Source organism: Streptomyces sp. TM32, from assembly GCF_004122755.1.
In the GTDB taxonomy this organism is placed as follows: Bacteria; Actinomycetota; Actinomycetes; order Streptomycetales; family Streptomycetaceae; genus Streptomyces; species Streptomyces sioyaensis.
This window is the reverse complement of record NZ_SDIG01000138.1, coordinates 1-18,515: the sequence shown is the minus strand read 5'-3', so window position 1 is coordinate 18,515 and position 18,515 is coordinate 1. Positions and strand designations below refer to the sequence as shown.

Below are 18,515 nucleotides of genomic sequence, written 5' to 3'. Positions count from 1 at the left end.
TCGACCCAGGTGCCGCCCGCGTTGCGGATGTCGGTCCGCAGGCTCGGCCAGGAGGTCAGGGTGCGGCCGCGCACCACCCAACAGGCGGTGGACGAGCGTGATCCCGTGCGGAAGAGGCCCCGGGGCCGGCCTGCGTGCGCACATATACCGCCGACGGGTGGGCAGTTGAGGCTGTCCGCCCGTTTTTCGGCGGCCTTGTCGGCTGGAATGAAGAGAAAGAGCCGGGGCGTGCAACGGCGGACGGGGTCGGTTAAGTAGTCCTTAGCCTATTTACCTATCGAGCCTTTGTTGCGCCAATTTCACCTGTCGTCTCCTTCACTCCTTGGCTTCAATAAAACACGCGAGATTGACCCCGCTCTGTATGCGGCGCCGCGTCGATTCACACGGGACGCCCCGTCCCAGGTGCCGGCCCAAGGGGTTTGGACCTGCCCTCCCCCTCATGGGGAACTCCCTTGCGTTGCGGACCGGCCAGCCACTGCCTGCTCTGCCCACCCCCGGTGGAGCGGCACATTCGAAGGAGAAAGATCATGGCAACCATCACCTCGCTGGTGGACACCACGACCACCACCAACCAGGGAAAGCCCGGGGACACGGTCCAGATCAACGGAACCGGTCTGTCCACCACCACGAAGGTGAACTTCGGTGCGGTGGCGATCACTCCGGCAAGTGTCACCGCCACCCTGGTCACCTTCGTGGTGCCCAGTACGGCGCCGTGTTCCGGTCAGGTGTCCGTCAGCGTCACCAGCAGTGCCGGTGCCACCAGCAACGCGCTGCCGTTCTTCGTCATCGCCACGCCGACCACCACGGGGCTGAGCGTCACCTGCGTATCGGCCGCCACGGGCGGCCCGGTGACCTTGTTCGGCACCAACTTCCTCTCCGGAACACAGGTCGGGCTGGGCACCGTCGGCAACGTGCCGGTCACCCCGACCCAGTCGAACCAGGTCACCTTCACCGCGCCGACCAACCCGGGCCAGGTCGGTACGGTGTCGACCCAGCCGGTGACCATCACCACCGCCGGCGGCACCAGCGCCTCGGGCACCACCCTGATCGACTACTACCTCGCGCCGACCATCACCTCGGTGCTTCCGATCTCGGGTACGGAGGGGGATGTCATCACCGTCAACGGAACCGGCTTCGTCGGCGTCGACACCGCCACGTTCACCGACAGCACCGCAGCCACCGTCACCGTGGTCCCCACCCCCGTGAATGAGACCCAGCTCTCCGTCACGGTGCCCGCCGGGCTCGCCACCGGCGCCGGGACCATCACGGTCCACACCTGCGGCGGCAACTCCAACGCCCAGCCCTTCTCCATCACCTGACCGTCGGGACGAATGGCACCGATTCCACGACGACCACGTCGCCGCCCGTCCGCAGTGCGTGACGCGGACGGGCGGCGGCGATACCTCCGCCCCGGCCGACGACCGTGGGCCACGGCGCGACCGCCCCGGGCGGCACGAGAAGGAGAAGAGCACATGGCTCCCATAGTGACCGGCATCAGCCCCAACCAAGGTGCTCCTGAAGGCAATACCGGTGTCACCATCACCGGCTCCGGCTTCACCGGGGCCACGCTGGTCAGGTTCGGCTCCACTCCCACCAACTTCGTCCTCGTCAGCGATACGCAGATCACGGCCAGGACGCCCCCTGGGAGCGGCACGGTCATGGTCACGGTCACGGCACCGACCGGGACCAGTACCCAGAACGTGCTCTTCACGTACACCACCGTCGCCGCCCCCGTACTCACCACCCTCAGTCCCGCTTCGGGCCCCACTTCGGGCGGCACTGTCGTCACGCTCTCCGGCATCAATCTTGCCGGCGTGCTCTCGGTGAAATTCGGGGTCAACTCGGCGACTATGTTGAGTAATACTGCTTCGCAGGTGGTGGTGGTTGCGCCTGCGGGGGTGTTGTCGTCCGTCGCGGTGACGGTGACTACGGTGGGTGGTACGAGTAATGCTCTTGTTTACACGTATGTTGCTGCTGCTGTTCCGGTCATCAGTGGTCTGAGTCCAAGTTCGGGTCCGGTCTCGGGTGGAAATCTCGTCACCGTCACCGGCAGCAATCTGTCCGGCGTGCTCTCGGTGAAATTCGGGGTCAACTCGGCGACGGTGTTGAGCAATACCGCTTCTCAGGTGGTGGTGGTTGCGCCTGCGGGGTCACCGTCGTCCGTCGCGGTGACGGTGACTACGGTGGGCGGTACCAGCAATGCTCTTGTTTACACGTATGTTGCTGCTGCTGTTCCGGTCATCAGTGGTCTGAGTCCAAGTTCGGGTCCGGTCTCGGGTGGAAATCTCGTCACCGTCACCGGCAGCAATCTGTCCGGCGTGCTCTCGGTGAAATTCGGGGTCAACTCGGCGACGGTGTTGAGCAATACCGCTTCTCAGGTGGTGGTGGTTGCGCCTGCGGGATCGCCGTCGTCCGTCGCGGTGACGGTGACTACGGTGGGCGGTACCAGCAATGCTCTTGTTTACACGTATGTTGCTGCTGCTGTTCCGGTCATCAGTGGTCTGAGTCCAAGTTCGGGTCCGGTCCAGGGCGGTAATCTCGTCACCGTCACCGGCAGCAATCTCTCCGGAGCGATCTCGGTGAAATTCGGAAACAACCCGGCGACCGTGCTCAGCAACACCGCTACGCAAGTCGTCGTCACTGCGCCCGCCGGGCCGCCGTCCGCCACCACGGTCACGGTCACCACCGCCGGCGGCACCAGCAATCCTCTGCCGTACTTCTACGTCGCCGCGCCCACCGTCAATGATCTGTCCGCGCACTTCGGCCCGGCCACCGGCGGCAACACCGTCGCCGTCTTCGGCAGCAATCTGACCCTGGCCAGCGCGGTGAGCTTCGGGGGGAATCCGGCCACTGCCGTCCTTGTGATCTCCGACAGCCAGCTGACGGCCACCGCTCCGGCCGGTGCGGGCACGGTCGTCGTCACCGTCACCACACCGGGCGGGACCAGCACGGCGGCCACCGGGAATCCGTACTACACGTATCTCGCGGCGCCCGTCCTGAGCAGCCTGACCCCCTCCCACGGCCCCGATCTCGGGGGCGACGCGATCGTGCTGGGCGGCAGCAACCTCACCTACACCGACGCGGTGACCTTCGGCGGCGTTTCGGCCTCGTTCGCGGCGGTCTCCGACACCCAGGTCGTCGCGACCTCCCCGGGCGGCGCGCCCGGCACGGTGAACGTCGTGGCACACACCCCGGCCGGGGACAGCAATGTCCTGCCGTATGTCTACGACCCGTCCTGAGTCCGCCGAGGTGAGACGTCCGGCGTCGGCGGCAGGGCCGGGCGGTCGGTCAGCAGGCGGGCGAAACCGGCGGCAGGGCACCGCAGTTGGTCGGGATGTTGCCGACGACGGCGCTGCCGGTCAGGGCCACCGTCCCGGCGTTGGTGAAGAGGCCGCCGCCGGCGACGCTCGCGGTGTTCCCGCTGACGGTGCTGCCGGTGAGGGTCAGGGCACCGTCGGTGTAGATGCCGCCGCCGTAGGACGCCTTGCTGCCGCTGACCGTGCTGCTGGTGAGGGTCACCGAGCCGCCGAGGTTGGCGATGCCCCCTCCCACACCGAGGCCGGCGTCACCGCCGCTGACGGTCACGGTGGTCATGCTGAGCCGGCCGTTGGCACCCGGGACCTGTGACGGGCCGTCCACCTCGAAGACCCGGAACGCCGGCGCGCCCGGGGCTCGGGTGATCTGCGTGAGAAAGCCGGTCAGGGAGATCGGGGTGGTGATGTTCGGCAGCCCCGCCGGGCCTCCGGCTCCGCCCGAACTGTGGGCGCTGGTCAGGGTGTACGTACACAGGGCAGCGAGGGTCAGGCTGCCGCCTCCGGCAGCGTTGGCCGTGTTGATCGCGTCGGCCAGCGCCGATTCACCGCACGGCACCTGGATCGGGAGCGCAGCAGCATGGGCGGTGGGAGTGGCAACCAAGGCCAGCGGAAGCACAGCTGCCGCCAGCAGCGATCGCACAAGGTGGTTGGCTCGCAAGACGTCCTCCTCGGAGACGTGGTGGAGCCACCCACCAGCCGACACCCGTGTCGGCGCCGGCCGGCGGAAACCCTCCGCCGGGCGACGCCGTGCTCAGGGAAGCCGGGCCCGTTCACCCGTGGGCCGGCCGCCGCCGCTGACCAGCGGAGGGAGGGGCGGCCCACCTGGTAGGAGCACCAGTAACCCATCCGAGGGAGCCGGGCACAAGGGAGTCGACGGCCCTTCACCTTTTCAGCCGAGCGCGGCACATGGCCGCTACGGACCGAGCACCACGGCCGACTCCGGAGGCAGCCGCAGCACCCCGTCCGGCCCGGGGAGCCGGGCCGTGGGCCAGCCGGCCAGGGCCTGGAGCCGGGTCCCGCCCCGCGCCGCGTCGTCGAGGGGGACGGCGGCCGTGGCGTCCCGCGCGAGATTGACCGCTACCTGGAGCGGGCCGCGCCGCAGCAGCAGCCAGCGGGCCTGTTCGTCGAAGCGGACGGCGGTGTGGCGCGGATCCGGATCGGTCAGCGGGGGCAGCTCATGGCGCAGCGCCAGCAGCGTGCGGTGCCAGGCCAGCAGCGCGGAATGCGGCTTCCGGGCCGGCTGGGACCAGTCCAGGACGCAGCGGTCGCGGGTCGCCGGGTCCTGCGGATCGGGCCAGTCCCCGGCCTCTCCGGCCCAATCGTGTGCCGCGAACTCGCGCCGCCGCCCGGCCCGTACCGCCTCCGCCAGCTCCGGATCCGGATGTGAGGTGAAGTACTGCCACGGGGTGGTGGCCCCCCACTCCTCGCCCATGAACAGCATCGGCGTGAACGGTGAGCACAGCACGAGGGTGGCGGCGCAGGCGAGCAGGCCGGGGGAGAGCCCGGCGGCCAGCCGGTCGCCGAGTGCGCGATTGCCGACCTGATCGTGCGTCTGGGCGTAGGCCAGCAGGCGGTACGCGGGCGTCACCCGCAGGTCCAGGGGCGCGCCGTGCGCCCGGCCGCGGAAGCCGGAGTACGTCCCGTCGTGGAAGAAGCCACCGGTCAGCGTCTTGGCGAGGGCGGCGAGCGGGGCGCGCGCGAAGTCGGCGTAGTAGGCCTGGGATTCGCCGGTGAGCGCGGTGTGCAGGCTGTGGTGGAAGTCGTCGTTCCACTGGGCGTGCAGACCGTGCCCGCCCCGCTCCCGCGGCGCGGTGGTGCCCGGATCGTTGAGATCGGACTCGGCGACCAGGAACAGCGGGCGCCCCAGCTGCCCGGCCAGCGCGTCGACGGCGGTGGACAGTTCGGCCAGGAAGTGCGGGGTGCTGTCGTCGTGCAGCGCATGGATGGCGTCCAGCCGCAGGCCGTCGAGCCGGAAGTCCCGCAGCCAGGAGAGCGCGCTGCCCAGGAAGTAGCCGCGCACCTCGGCCGCACCGGGGGCGTCGAGATTGACCGCCGCGCCCCAGGGGGTGTGGTGGGTGTCGGTGAAGTACGGCCCGAAGGCCGGGAGAGGGTTCCCGGACGGGCCGAGGTGGTTGTGCACCACATCGAGCAGCACCCCCAGCCCGTGGCCGTGCGCGGCGTCCACGAACTGCTTGAGCCCGTCCGGCCCGCCGTAGGGCTCGTGCACCGCCCAGGGCGCGACCCCGTCGTACCCCCAGCCGTGGTGGCCGGGGAAGGGGCAGACCGGCATCAGGGAGACATGGGTGATGCCCAGGTCGGCGAGGTGGCGCAGCCGTTCGGCGGCGGCGCGGAAGGTGCCCTCGGGGGTGAAGGTGCCCAGGTGCAGCTCGTAGAGCACCGCGCCGGGCAGCGGGCGGCCGGGCCAGGGGTGCCGCCACCGGAACCGGTCGTGCTCGACGACGGCACCCGGCCCGCCGGGGCCGTCCGGCAGCCGGACGGCCCGCGGATCGGGGAGCGGTGGCCCGTCGTCGAGCCGGAAGGCGTAGCGGTCGCCGTCGCGGGCCGGGGCCTCGGTGCGCCACCACCCCGCACGGCCGGGGTCGCGCTCCAGCCCGATCGCCGGCTCCCCGGCCCGGTCCCCCGCCCACTGGAGAGCGACCCGCCCGGCCCTCGGTGCCCACACCTCGAACAGCACGGCCGTCCTCCTTCGTTCGCGGTCCCGACGAAGAAAGCATGCCCGCGCGCGGCCCGGCAGCCCCGCGCGGCGACACGGGTCCCTCGTCGGCCATCTCTCGGACCGTCGCGGCGAACCCGCCCGCCCACCTGCACCGTCCTCGCGGCAACACCGCCTGGACAGCGGCTCGCGGTGGCCCGAGAATCGCGGTATGACTTCGCTCGAGTTCCCTGCGCGCCCGACACGCCTGTCGGATGCCGACCGGGAACGCGCTCTTGATCTGCTGCGCGACGGCGCGGCGCAGGGACGGCTGTCCCAGGACACCTTTCTGCGGCGACTGGAACTCGTCCTCACCGCCCAGCAGCAGTCCGAACTCGATGTGGTCACCGCCGACTTGGCCGACCGCGGCAAGGTCCAGGGCACCGTCCTGCGGATGGTGGGCCGGGCCTCGGCGTTCCACCTCCGGGTGCGCCGCGCCTGGCGCAGGGAGCGGCTGCCGAAGCTTCTGCTGCCCGAGCCGGGCCCGCTCCCGCTGCTCATCGGGCGGGCGCCCGGTGTGGGCCTGCGCCTCAACCACGACACGGTCTCCCGTGCCCACGCCGAACTCCGCAGCGCCGGCAAGGGCTGGGTGCTGCGCGACCTCGGCTCCACCAACGGGACCTGCGTCAACGGGCGGCGCGTGGTGGGCGAGGTGCCGGTCGGCCCCGGCGATCACATCACGTTCGGCCAGGTGGACTACGTCCTGACGGAGCGGTGAGCCGATGAGCGGTGAGTGGTGCCGCGCCCGCGCCGCCGCGCTCCCACCGCGTCACCTCACCCGGCCCCGGCCCCGCCCTGCCGCACCGGCCGGTCGCCCGACGGGTACGACATCCACACCCCTTCACCGTGCGTCAGCCCGGGCAACCTCCCCTGGATCTCCTGGACGTGACGGGCCGGGAGCACGCCGCTGACCAGCCAGGAGTGCACTCCGCCGGAGGTCTCGGCGAGCTCGGCGCCGCGTGCCGCGAGCCGGGCGGTCACCGCGGCCAGCGCGGTGAGCGGGACCTCGGCCTCGAACGCGTGGTACGGCTCGTAGACCCGGGTGCCGGCCCGCTCCAGCGCCCGCCGCAGCACCGGGGCGGTGGCCGTACGGAAGTCCCCGGCGGTGCTGACCGGGCCGATGAAGCCGGAACGGATCAGCACCACCCGGCAGTCCGTCACCGCCAGCCCCTGCGGTCCGCATCGCAGGGTCGCCAGGGCGGTCTCCTCGATGGCCTGGTGGAAGCCGTGCGGCAGCGCGCCCAGTTCGGTCTCGTAGGTGAAGACCGGTCCCGAGCCGCGGGCGCCCGGCTCCACCCGGAGCCCGACCGTGGCCCAGGGCCCGGTGTGGCCGAATCGGGCGATCTCCTGGCACGCCTCGCCGACCCCGGACGGCCGCTCCACGCACACCACCCGGCTCGGCGTGAACTCGGCCTCGATGCCGTACTCCTGGTGCAGGGTGGCCGCGAGGATCTCCTTCTGCACCTCGCCGTGCAGCAGTACCGAGGTCGCCCCGTCCGGCGCGGGGCGCACCTGGAGCAGCGGGTCCTGGTCGGCGAGGGTCAGCAGCGCGCCGCGCAGTGCGGCGGCGTGGGCCGGGCGGCAGGCCCGGACGAGGGTTTCGAGGGTCGGGGAGCCGAACAGCGCCGGCCCGGCCGCGGTGTCGTCGGCCGGGCCGAGCCGGTCGCCGGTCCGGATGCCCGGCAGCCCGCGGAGCACCGCGATGTTGCCCGCGGTGAGCGGCCCGATGTCCCCGGGCGGCCGGCCGATGACCTCCAGCGAGGTGATCCGGCCGGTCACGGACGTGGCCGCCCCGTCCGCCCCGGTCCGGTGCAGCGTGATCTGCTGCCGCGGCCGCAACGCGCCGTCGTAGAGCCGGACATGGGCCGTCCGCTCGCCGTGCGGCGGCTGGTGGACGGCGAAGACCGTGCCCCGCGGCTCGGTGCCCGTCCCGGCCGGCGCCGGCGGGATCAGCCGGACGATTCCCTCGACGAGCGCCCCGACGCCCTGGCCGCCGAGCGCGGAGCCGAAGTACACCGGATGCAGCGAGCCGTCGGCGGTCCGGGCGGCCAGTGCCGCGCGGAGCCGGTCCGCGGTCAGCGGCGGCTCGCTGCCCCGCGCCGGGCCGCCGTCCTGGTCGCGCCCTCCGGGTGCCGCGCCGACCAGCTGCGCCAGGACCGACTCGTCGGCCTCGGCCACCGTTTCGGCGATCCGCTCACGGATCCGCGGGTCCTCCAGGTCGTACGGCACCGAGCCGGCCCGTGCGGTGCCGAGCCCGGTCACGGAGGTCATCGGGACGGGCACCGGTGCCAGCAGCCGGCGGATGTCCGCGAGCAGCGCCTCGCCCCGGGCACCGGTCCGGTCGATCTTGTTGACGAACAGCAGGGTGGGCAGCCGCAGCCGCCGCAGCGTCTTCATCAGCACGCGGGTGCGGGCCTGGACGCCCTCCACCGCGGACAGCAGCAGCACGGCGCCGTCGAGGACCCCCAGGGCGCGTTCGACCTCGGCGATGAAATCGGCATGGCCGGGGGTGTCGATGAGGTTGATCCGGACCCCGCCGACGGTGAAGGAGGCGACGGCCGAGCGGATGGTGATGCCGCGCAGGCGCTCCAGCTCGCCGGTGTCCGTACAGGTGTCACCGGCGTCGACGCTGCCGAGCCGGTCGAGGGCACCGGTGTCGAACAGCAGCCGCTCGGTGAGGCTGGTCTTACCCGCGTCGACGTGGGCGAGAATCCCGATGTTCAGGGTGTGCGAAGGAAGCATGGAAGGTGGAGTCCTCAAGAACTGTCGTCCGGTCGGGGCGATGAGTGGTTCCGAGGAATCGGCGCATTCCGTGCTCCTTGCTCAGGGAAAATCGGTCGTACGGGGACATGCTGCCAGCCGTGCGGCAGCCCGCAACCGAATTTCCCGGCGGCGGGGCGGAGGGCGGCCACGCCCCCGAGGCCCCCACCTGACGATGAGTCATTCCCGCACGAACAGCGCCACCGGCGACTCGTCCAGCAGCTCGCTCAGCCCCACCACCGAGCCCTGCGGGAGCGTGCGTCCGGTCAGCTGCTCGCGCCAGGGGCCGCCGGGCGGGAGCCGCAGCAGGGTGTCCCACCAGCCGCCGGTCTCCACCAGTCGCAGCGACAGCCGGGTCACCACCGTCAGCACCCGCCGGCTGCGGCAGAACGCCACACAGTGCTCGGCCGCCGGCCCCTCCGCGTACACCGGGTCGTACGACGCCGCGGCGCCGAACCACCGCGGCCGGTCCCGCCGCAGGCGCAGGGCCGCGGCGGTCAGCCGGAGCTTCTCGGCGGACAGATCGCGCGGTGCGGCCCCGCCGTCCAGCGCGTCGAGCAGCTCCGGGTCACACCGGACCGGGCGCCGGTTGTCCGGGTCGACCAGCGTCGGATGGACGAGTTCGGTGCCCTGGTAGAGGTCGGGCACGCCCGGCATGGTCAGCTGCAGCAGCGCCCCACCCAGCACGTTCGCCCGGATGAACGGCGCGAGCTCCGCCGCCAGCGCGGCGAGCGGGGCGGCCGCGGGACCGCAGGGGCCGCTGCGGACGAACTCCTCGACGGCTTCCTCGTAGGCCGCGTCCGGCTCCGTCCACGAGGTGCGCAGCCCGGCCTCCCGCGCCGCCTTGAGGACCGCGGGCACCACCCGGTCCGCCGCCGGGCCGTCGGCCGGTCTCCCGAGGCCGAACGCGGTCTGCCAGGCCAGCCACGAGACCATCGGATCCCGCGGACCGGCACCGCCCACCAGGTCGCCCCCGGCCTCGCAGACCGCCCCGGGCAGCGCGCCCAGCACGTCCCGCCACCGGTCCGGGCACTCCGACAGCACCGCGATCCGTGCCCGTACATCGGCGCTGCGTTTGGTGTCGTGCGTGGAGAGCACCGTGCCGGCCGCGGGCCGGTCCCGCTGCATCCGTGCGCAGTACGCATGGAACGCCGCGGGGGGGAGCGCCGGGTCGCCGGGGGCGCCGCCGACCTCGCAGGCCGACAGCAGCACCGGGTAGCGGTAGAAGGCGGTGTCCTCCACGGATTTGGCGTGCAGGGCGGAGGCGGTCTGGGCGAACCGGGCGGTGAAGTCGGCGCAGTCCGCGGTGGCGTCGTCCGGGCCGTCGGTGAGCCGGCCGAGGGCCAGCTCGTGGATCAGGTCCACCGCCCGTGCCTCCTCGGGCACCCGGAAGGCGGTGCGCGCCCCTGCGGCCGCCGGGCCCAGCAACGCCTCGTTGTGCTTGGCCTGCTCCGGCTCGGCGGCGTAGGGACGGTAGACCGGCACCCGCACCAGCAGTTCGCGCAGCGCGTGCCGCAGTGCCCACGGTGCGTGGTCGCCCGGCTCGGGGCGGCGCGCGCTGATCCGGCCCGCGGTGCGCACCAGCCGCTCGACCTCCGCGGACAGCTCGTGGGTGACGACCTCGTACGCGGCCCGGCGCACCGTCTCCTCCCAGTCGCCGCCCTCGTCGGCCAGCGGGGTGACGAAGTCCCGGTAGTGGGAGAACAGCCGCCCCGAGCCCTGCGGGCAGACGAACAGCCCGTCGATGTGCCGCAGGGCGTCATAGCCCGTGGTGCCCGCGCAGGCCCAGCCCGCCGGCAGCTGCTCGTCGCCGGTGAGGACCTTCTCCACCACCGTCCAGCGGCCGCCGGTCCGCTCGTCCAGCCGGGCGAGATAGCCGCCGGGGTCCACCAGCCCGTCCGGGTGGTCGACGCGCAGCCCGTCGATGACGCCCTCGCTCAGCAGCCGCAGCATCGTGCCATGGGTGGCCTCGAAGACCTCCGGGTCCTCGACCCGGACCCCGATCAGCTCCGAAATGCTGAAGAACCGGCGGTAGTTCAGCTCGCTGCGGCCCAGCCGCCACCAGGCGAGGCGGTACCACTGCGCGTCCAGGAGGCGGGCCGGCGGCAGCCCCTCCGTACCGGGGCGCAGCGGGAAGGCGTGCCCGTGATAGCGCAGCACCTCGCCGTCGACGCGGAGGTGCCGGATCTCGTCGCCGAGCCGGCCGCCGAGCAGCGGCAGCAGCACCCGGCCGCCGTGTGCGTCCCAATCGATGTCGAACCACCGCGCGTACGGGGACGCCGGGCCGTCGCGCAGCACCTGCCACAGCGGCCCGTTCAGCGACACCGGCTCCGGTACGGCCATGTGGTTCGGCACCAGGTCGACGACCAGCCCGAGGCCGTGCGACCGGGCCGTCGCCGCCAGCGCCCGCAGCCCCGCCTCACCGCCCAGCTCGGCCCGTACCGTAGCGTGATCGACCACGTCGTAGCCGTGCGTGGAGCCCGGTACCGCCTCCAGCACCGGCGAGAGGTGCAGGTGGGAGACGCCGAGTGCGGCCAGATACGGGACCGTCCGCTCCGCGGCGGCGAACGGGAAGTCCGGCTGGAGCTGCAGCCGGTAGGTGGCGGTCGGCGACGGACTCGATGGCTGCCTCATGGGAACACCCGTACCCCGCTGACGGCTCGTTGTGTCATCTGCTTCCGGCATTGGTGTCGGGCGGGGCGGCGGGGCGGCGCCGCGGCGCACGCGCGGCGCCGGGCGCGCCCCCGAACAGCCCCTAAGCCGGCCGCTGCAGCACCAGCAGACTCCGGCCGACGAGCGTCAGCCGGTCGCCGGCCTTGACCTTGGCGCCGCCGCCGTCCGCCACCGCCCGCGGCCGGTCGGTGTCCACGACGACCTGCCACTGCCGGCCCAGATGCTCCGGGACCATGAACTCCTTCTCCTGGTCGTCGGCGTGGAACATCAGCAGGAACGAGTCGTCGGTGACCGGCTCGCCCCGGGGGCCCGGCTCGGAGATGGAGTTGCCGTTGAGGAACACCGTCAGCGACTTGGCGTGCACCGACTGCCAGTCGCGCGGGCCCATCTCCTCGCCGTCCGCCGTGAACCACGCGATGTCGGACAGCTCGTCAGAGGCGCCCTCCATCGGATGGCCCTGGAAGAACCGCCGCCGCCGGAACACCGGATGGTCGCGCCGCAGCCACACCATCTGCCGGACGAACGCCAGCAGCGCCAACGGCTCCGCGTCCCCGTCGGCCGCCTCGTCGGTCCCATCGGCCGCATCGAGCTCGTCGGCCCCCTCCGCCCCGGCCGGCAGCCCGGTGCCCCCGCCCGGACCCCGCCGCTCCGGCCAGCGCACCCACGACAGCTCGTTGTCCTGGCAGTACGCGTTGTTGTTGCCGTCCTGGCTGCGGCCGAACTCGTCGCCGTGGCTGAGCATCGGCACGCCCTGCGACAGCATCAGCGTGGCCAGGAAGTTGCGCATCTGCCGGGCCCGCAGCCGCCGGACCCCGGGGTCGTCGGTCGGCCCCTCGGCGCCGCAGTTCCAGGAGCGGTTGAAGCGCTCGCCGTCGCGGTTGTCCTCGCCGTTGGCCTCGTTGTGCTTGTCGTTGTACGCGACGAGATCGTGCAGGGTGAAGCCGTCGTGGCAGGTCACGAAGTTCACCGAGGCCAGCGGCCGCCGCCCGTCCTCCTGGTAGAGGTCGGAGGAACCGGTCAGCCGGGACCCGAACTCCGCCAGGGTGCGCGGTTCGCCCCGCCACAGGTCCCGCACGGTGTCGCGGTACTTCCCGTTCCACTCGGTCCACAGCGGCGGGAAGTTGCCCACCTGGTAGCCGCCCTCCCCGACGTCCCACGGCTCGGCGATCAGCTTCACTTGGCTGACCACCGGGTCCTGGTGTACCAGGTCGAAGAACGACGACAGCCGGTCCACCTCGTGGAACTGCCGGGCCAGCGTCGCCGCCAGGTCGAAGCGGAAGCCGTCCACCCGCATCTCCTGCACCCAGTAGCGCAGCGAGTCCATCACCAGCTGCAGGACATGCGGGCTGCGCATCAGCAGCGAATTTCCGGTGCCGGTGGTGTCCATGTAGTACTGCCGGTCGTCGCACAGCCGGTAGTACGAGGCGTTGTCCAGCCCCCGGAACGACAGCGTCGGGCCCAGGTGGCTGCCCTCGGCGGTGTGGTTGTAGACCACATCGAGGATCACCTCGATCCCGGCCTGGTGCAGCGCCCGCACCGCCGTCTTGAACTCCAGCACCTGCTGCCCGCGGTCCCCCCAGGACGCATAGGCGTTGTGCGGGGCGAAGAACCCGATGGTGTTGTAGCCCCAGTAGTTCGTCAGCCCCGCGTCCACCAGCCGGTGGTCCTGGACGAACTGGTGCACCGGCATCAGCTCCAGGGCGGTCACCCCGAGCTTCGTCAGATGGTCGATGATCGCCGGATGCGCCAGCGCGGCGTAGGTGCCGCGCAGCTCCTCGGGGAGCTCCGGATGGCGCATCGTCAGGCCCTTCACATGGGCCTCGTAGAGCACCGTCTCGTGGTACGCGGTGCGCGGCGGGCGGTCGTCGCCCCAGTCGAAGTACGGGTTGACCACCACCGACGCCATGGTGTGCGGCGCCGAGTCCAGGTCGTTGCGCACCTCGGGGCGCCCGAAGTGGTAGCCGTAGACGGCCTCGTCCCAGTCGATCCGGCCGCTCATGGCCCGGGCGTACGGGTCGAGGAGCAGCTTCGCCGAGTTGCAGCGCTGCCCCCGCTCCGGTTCGTAGGGGCCGTGCGCCCGGAAGCCGTAGCGCTGTCCGGGCATCACTCCTGGAAGGTAGGCGTGCCGCACGAAGGCGTCACTCTCCCGCAGCTCGACGGCGGTCTCCGAACCGTCGTCGTGCAGCAGACACAGTTCGATGCGCTTCGCGGCTTCGGAGAACACCGCGAAGTTGGTGCCCGCCCCGTCATAGGTGGCACCCAGCGGATACATCTGTCCCGGCCAGACCTGCATGGGTAGACTCTTCCACTTTCTCGGCGGGGGCTGCGGCGACTCCACGACACACCTCAGCGGAACAAGACGAAATCCTTCCTCAACTTTTCGCAACTTGTCGCACACAGAGGGCTTTTCGCGAGATCTCCGCTGAATGGTGGGCAACCCGTCGCGATGTCGGATCGTCCTATCAGTCGTCCTACTGGAGGACCACGGGGGGACCGACATGCATGTCACGGAACGTGACAGCAGGGGGGAACAGTGCACCACCTGATGCACCGCCACCTCGGCAAGATCGTCGCGGGCGCCGCCCTCGCGCTCACGGGTACCGCCGCCATGGCCGCGATCACCTTGCCGTCCGACGCCGGCGCCGCCGACGGCAGGGGGAGCGCCGGCCGCCCCGCCGCCCTCGGCGCCCCCGCGCCGGGACGCGACGGGGGACCGCCGCCACCCGGCATCGTCGAAAAGGCCGCCGCCCAGGGGGAGCGCGGGACGGGACGGGACCCGCTCACCGACGACGAACTCCGGCGCGCCCAGGACCTGGCGCTGCCGCGCGCCCTGCGCGGCGCCGCCGCGGACGTCACCGGGCGGCCGGGGCCCGAGCGGCTCACCACCGACCTGGTCGAACTCACCCCCGCGGAGGCCCAGCTCGCCGACCCGCCGCGCCGGGCGAGGGTCTCGTTCTACGACTACCGGAGTGACAGCTACCTCACCCGGACCGTCAACCTCACGACCTCGACGGTGGAGTCGGCCGACACCCAGCACGGCGTCCAGCCGCCTCCCGGCCACGACGAGGCCGTCGAGGCGGCCCGGCTGCTGATCGCCGCCCCGCTGGGCGCCGGACTGCGCCAGGACTACCGCGACGCCACCGGGCACGACCTCACCGGCCCGGACCCGCTCTCCGTCACCGGCTTCGTCTACCGCGGCCGGGCGGAGGGCGCGGCGCCCGGCGCCCTGGCCGAGTGCGGAGAACACCGCTGCGTCCGCCTCTTCACCAAGATCAAGAACGGCCGGTGGATCGACACCCGCCGCTTCGTCATCGACCTCAGCGCCCGCACCGTCGCCCGCCTGGGCTGACCGAGCCCTCCCCACCGTCACTCCTTCGCACAGGAGCCTTCGTCATGCCCGAAAGCCGTCCCACCGGTGCCCGCTCCCGCGGCCCGCGCCGCCGCGCCACGGCACTCGCCGCGGTCCCGCTGCTGTTGGCCGCGACAGCCCTGCTGACCGGACCGTCCGCCCAGGCCGCCGCCACGGCTCCCGCCGCACCCGCTCCCCGGTGCAGCGCCGCCTACCGCCTCACCCAGACGCTCGACGGCGGCACCGTCTGGCGCATGTGCTGGCACTACGAGAGCAACGCCGGCCTCGTCCTGGACGACATCTCCTACCAGCCCAAGGGCGAACGCGCCCTGATCAAGGTGCTCACCACCGCCAAGCTCGCCCAGATCCACGTCCCCTACGACGACGGCACCAACGAGTACGACGACCTCACCGGCCAGGGCTTCGCACAGGGGCTGCAGAAGCTCGATCCCGCCGAGTGCCCCGGCGGCACGATCAAGACCGTCCGGGTGCCCGGTGCCTATGACCCCGCACACCCCGACGTCAGCGGTCTGTGCGCCACCACCCGCTCCCGCGGCCACGCCTACCGCAAGGGCCCCTACCCCGGCGAGAACGCCCGGACCTACCAGCTCCAGGGCAAGGACCTGCTGGTCTACACGGTCAACAAGGTCGGCTGGTACGAGTACATCACCGAGTGGCGCTTCTCCGGTGACGGCACGATGACCATGCAGGTCGGCGCCACCGGCACCGTCTCTCCCGGCGACTACGACGCCGGCGACGGCCGCGGCATGCCGATCGGCAAGGGCGCAAAGGACTACGCCACCAGCCACAGCCACAACGTCTTCTGGCGGCTGAACTTCGGTCTGGACGGTTCCGCCACCAACAAGGTCGAGCAGTTCGACTCCGCCCTCACGACCCGGTCCGGCGGTCGCACGCCCACCATCCGCACCACCCGCACCCCCGTCACCAAGGAGCTGGCCGGCGACTACGGGCCGCTGCGGTGGTGGCGCGTGGTGAGCGACACCGGCAAGAACAAGGACGGCCATCCGCGCTCGTACGAGATCGTTCCGGGCCGCTCCAGCAAATACACCGGCCGCAGCTACACCACCCACGACCTCTTTTTCACCGACTACAAGGCATGTGAGCAGTTCGCCAGCAACAACCTGGCCAATTGTGGCGAGCGGGCCGGCCGGAGCGTCGACGCCTGGGTCAACGGCCAGCCGCTGAAACACCCCATCGCGTGGGTCAACATCGGGTTCCACCACATCGCCAGGGACGAGGACCAGGAGCCGATGCCCGTGCACTGGCAGGGCTTCCAGCTGGTGCCCCGCGACGTCACCGCTATGAATCCGCTCACTCCGCCCGCGTTGTCCGGGCACAACGGGCACTATGGATAAGGGGAGTTGGTAACCGACTCCCCTCATCCTGCTGCACCGCCTCCCGCACCGCAGTAGTCTGCCTTGATCGTTGGCACGGGGGTTCGGAAGGCGGTGGCAGGTGAGCGGCGGGCTGGAGTTGCCCCCTGGTGACGAGAGTCATGAGGGCCATGAGGGCGGCTCCGTCGACGCACCGCCCGGCGCGGTGTCCCTGGCGCGACCGCTGGAGATCGGGGCGGAGCTGGACTGGGGCGCCGACGCCTGGAGCGAGGTGCGCACCAGGGCCCGCCGGGCCGGGCGCGCCTACATCTGGCTGAATCTCGTCGAGCAACGGCTGCGGGCCGTTGTCGCGGCGGTGCTGCGGCCCATCTACGAGCCGGTGCACGGCGACGAATGGGTGATCGCCGCGGCCGGACCGGCCGGACAGGAGTGGGTGCAGCGCGCGGTCGCCGTGCGCGAGGTCAGCCGCCGCAAGGGCTACCTCCTCGACCCCGCCGACGACAACATCGTCAGCTTTCTGACCCTTCCGCAACTCCGCGAACTGATGGTCCAGCACTGGCCGTGCTTCGCGCCGTACTTCGACGACCGCCGCGACGTGGAGCTGGCCCTCGACGAACTGGAGGTCGCGCGCAACATCGTCTCCCGCAACCGCGCGCTGTCCGAGACCGTGCTCGCCCAGGCCGAGCGCGCCTCCGCCCGCCTCCTGGACATACTGGGCTCCGGTGTCGGCAGTCGTATCTCCGGGCGGCTGCCGATCGACGCGGTGGAGGACCTGGTCGGTGACCGCTATGCCGATGTCATCGGGGTGCACTCCGACCGGGTGCGCCTGCAGCGCCAGCTGCCCGCCGAGGACCTCTTCGGCGGCGCCCGCCGGCTCGACGCCGTGGGCATAGGGCTGAACCTCCTGGTCCAGAACTACTCGGGCCGGCGGCTGGTCCGGCTCGCCGAATCCGGCTGCCGGGTCCGCCTGCTGTTCCTCAACCCGGCCAGCAGTGCGGTCCGCCGCCGGGAGCGCGAAATCGGCCTCAAGAAGGGCGAGATGAGCCGCTCCATCGAGATGAACATCCTCCATATGCGCAGGGTGCGCGCCCGGCTGCGCGACCCCGGTGCCTTCGAGATCCAGGTCTTCGACGAGACCCCGCGCTTCACCGCCTACCTGGTCGACGGCGACGGGCCGGACGGTGTGGCCGTCGTCCAGCCCTACCTCCGCAAGAGCCGCGGGATGGAGTCGCCCGTCCTCGTCCTGCGCGGCGGCGGCCGCGAGGTCGTCCGCCAGGACGCCCGGGACGGCCGCGACGGCGACCATGGCCTCTTCGAGACCTACCGGGAGGAATTCGAGAGCATGTGGGCGGACTCGCGGCCGGTGTCCTGACCGGCCGACGCGGGCGGAACGGAGGCGAAGCGGAGGGCGGGGCGGGGAGCGGGGTGAGCCTCAGGGCGGGTCGGGCCGGGGCACGGCGATGCCTGCGGCGTTCCCCGGCGATGTCTACGGCGTTCCGGTGATTCCCCCGTCCACCCGCAGTTCGATCCCGTTGACGTAATCGGCGAGCGGGCTCGCAAGGTAGGCGACCGCGGCCGCGATGTCCTGCGGCCGGCCCAGCCGCCCGCTCGGGTTCGGCGCGTACTCCGCGACGATGTCCGCCTCGTCCCGGCCGGCCCCCTCGTCCCCGCCGGCCGCCGCGCGCTCCTCGAACATCCGGTACATGGAGGGCGTGACGATCACCCCCGGACTCACACAGTTCGCGGTGACGCCGGTACCGGCGAGATGGCGGGCCAGGCTGGTGGTCATGTTCACCACGGCGGCCTTGGCGGCGGAGTACGTCACCATGTTGGGCAGCGGTGTCCGCACGGCACGGCTGCCGATGGTGATCACCCGGCCCCAGCCGTGGGCGCGCAGCGAGGGCAGCAGCGTCTGGCTGACCCGTACCGTCGGCAGCACGTTCCCCTCGAAGGCGGCCCGCCAGTCGGACGGCTGGGAGCTGTCCCAGTCGTGTTCGGCGAACGGACCGGCGTTGTTGACGAGGATGTGGGCGCCGAAGTCCCGTGCGGTGAGGGCGACCTGCTCGGCGACGCCCGGTTCCGTCAGATCGCCGAGCACCACCTCGGCCCGTACACCGCGGGCCGCGACCCGCTCGGCGACCGCCGCCGCGGCCCCCGCGCTGCGCCCGTGCACGAGGACGTTGCACCCCTCGTCCGCCAGCGTCTCGGCGATCGTCGCGCCGATCCCCGAACTGCTGCCCGTCACCAGCGCGGCCTGTCCTGCCAGCTGTAGGTCCATGGCGGTCAGCCTAGGGGCTGGGCGGTCGGTCGGGGCCTGGTGTCGTGAGAGGGGAGGGTGTGGGGCCGGAGGG

General features: G+C 71.9%; 12 protein-coding genes and 1 pseudogene. 6 read left to right on the top strand and 7 right to left on the bottom strand.

Annotation, left to right across the window (positions count from 1 at the left end; genetic code table 11):
• Nucleotides 1-77: pseudogene (locus EST92_RS32340) on the bottom strand (protease); the annotation flags it as partial.
• A 450-nt stretch (nucleotides 78-527) separates the two neighbouring features.
• On the opposite strand from EST92_RS32340, the gene EST92_RS24485 reads away from it, so the two are divergent.
• Together EST92_RS24485 and EST92_RS24480 are read left to right on the top strand one after the other, a co-directional pair.
• Nucleotides 528-1,319, top strand: a complete 792-nt coding sequence (locus EST92_RS24485) for an IPT/TIG domain-containing protein (protein WP_129282961.1) — start codon at nucleotides 528-530, stop codon at nucleotides 1,317-1,319.
• A gap of 153 nt (nucleotides 1,320-1,472) precedes the next feature.
• The gene (locus tag EST92_RS24480) at nucleotides 1,473-3,239 is read left to right on the top strand and encodes an IPT/TIG domain-containing protein (RefSeq protein ID WP_129282960.1); all 1,767 of its coding nucleotides are present in this window, start codon (nucleotides 1,473-1,475) and stop codon (nucleotides 3,237-3,239) included.
• A 49-nt stretch (nucleotides 3,240-3,288) separates the two neighbouring features.
• Here EST92_RS24480 and EST92_RS24475 read toward each other — a convergent pair whose 3' ends face one another.
• On the bottom strand, nucleotides 3,289-3,972 hold the full coding sequence (locus tag EST92_RS24475; RefSeq protein WP_254068986.1) for a hypothetical protein: 684 nt from the start codon (nucleotides 3,970-3,972) through the stop codon (nucleotides 3,289-3,291).
• 255 nt (nucleotides 3,973-4,227) lie between these two features.
• Nucleotides 4,228-6,009, bottom strand: coding sequence for a malto-oligosyltrehalose trehalohydrolase (gene treZ, locus EST92_RS24470; RefSeq protein ID WP_129282959.1), 1,782 nt, complete (start codon nucleotides 6,007-6,009; stop codon nucleotides 4,228-4,230).
• Between the two features lie 190 nt (nucleotides 6,010-6,199).
• Between treZ and EST92_RS24465 the strand changes: the two genes are divergently transcribed.
• On the top strand, nucleotides 6,200-6,745 hold the full coding sequence (locus EST92_RS24465) for a DUF1707 and FHA domain-containing protein (protein WP_129282958.1): 546 nt from the start codon (nucleotides 6,200-6,202) through the stop codon (nucleotides 6,743-6,745).
• A gap of 56 nt (nucleotides 6,746-6,801) precedes the next feature.
• Here the strand turns inward: EST92_RS24465 and otr(A) are convergent, their stop codons facing one another.
• The 3 genes from otr(A) to glgX form a co-directional block, all read right to left on the bottom strand.
• On the bottom strand, nucleotides 6,802-8,769 hold the full coding sequence (otr(A), locus tag EST92_RS24460) for a tetracycline resistance ribosomal protection protein Otr(A) (RefSeq protein WP_129282957.1): 1,968 nt from the start codon (nucleotides 8,767-8,769) through the stop codon (nucleotides 6,802-6,804).
• 198 nt (nucleotides 8,770-8,967) lie between these two features.
• Nucleotides 8,968-11,421 carry a malto-oligosyltrehalose synthase gene (gene treY / locus EST92_RS24455; RefSeq protein WP_129282956.1) on the bottom strand — a complete coding sequence of 818 codons (2,454 nt, stop codon included), beginning with the start codon at nucleotides 11,419-11,421 and terminating at the stop codon, nucleotides 8,968-8,970.
• Between the two features lie 121 nt (nucleotides 11,422-11,542).
• A complete protein-coding gene (glgX, locus tag EST92_RS24450) occupies nucleotides 11,543-13,753 on the bottom strand; it encodes a glycogen debranching protein GlgX (protein ID WP_129282955.1) in 2,211 nt (736 codons plus the stop codon).
• 252 nt (nucleotides 13,754-14,005) lie between these two features.
• Between glgX and EST92_RS24445 the strand changes: the two genes are divergently transcribed.
• The 3 genes from EST92_RS24445 (at nucleotide 14,006) to EST92_RS24435 (ending at nucleotide 17,536) form a co-directional block, all read left to right on the top strand.
• The gene (locus EST92_RS24445; RefSeq protein ID WP_254068985.1) at nucleotides 14,006-14,809 is read left to right on the top strand and encodes a Tat pathway signal sequence domain protein; all 804 of its coding nucleotides are present in this window, start codon (nucleotides 14,006-14,008) and stop codon (nucleotides 14,807-14,809) included.
• 44 nt (nucleotides 14,810-14,853) lie between these two features.
• Entirely contained in the window at nucleotides 14,854-16,185 is a 1,332-nt protein-coding gene (locus EST92_RS24440; protein WP_129282953.1) for a copper amine oxidase, read from the top strand.
• A gap of 100 nt (nucleotides 16,186-16,285) precedes the next feature.
• Nucleotides 16,286-17,536, top strand: coding sequence for an SAV2148 family HEPN domain-containing protein (locus tag EST92_RS24435; protein ID WP_129282952.1), 1,251 nt, complete (start codon nucleotides 16,286-16,288; stop codon nucleotides 17,534-17,536).
• A gap of 114 nt (nucleotides 17,537-17,650) precedes the next feature.
• Here EST92_RS24435 and EST92_RS24430 read toward each other — a convergent pair whose 3' ends face one another.
• On the bottom strand, nucleotides 17,651-18,442 hold the full coding sequence (locus tag EST92_RS24430) for an SDR family NAD(P)-dependent oxidoreductase (RefSeq protein ID WP_129282951.1): 792 nt from the start codon (nucleotides 18,440-18,442) through the stop codon (nucleotides 17,651-17,653).
• Between the last annotated feature and the right edge of the window lie 73 nt (nucleotides 18,443-18,515).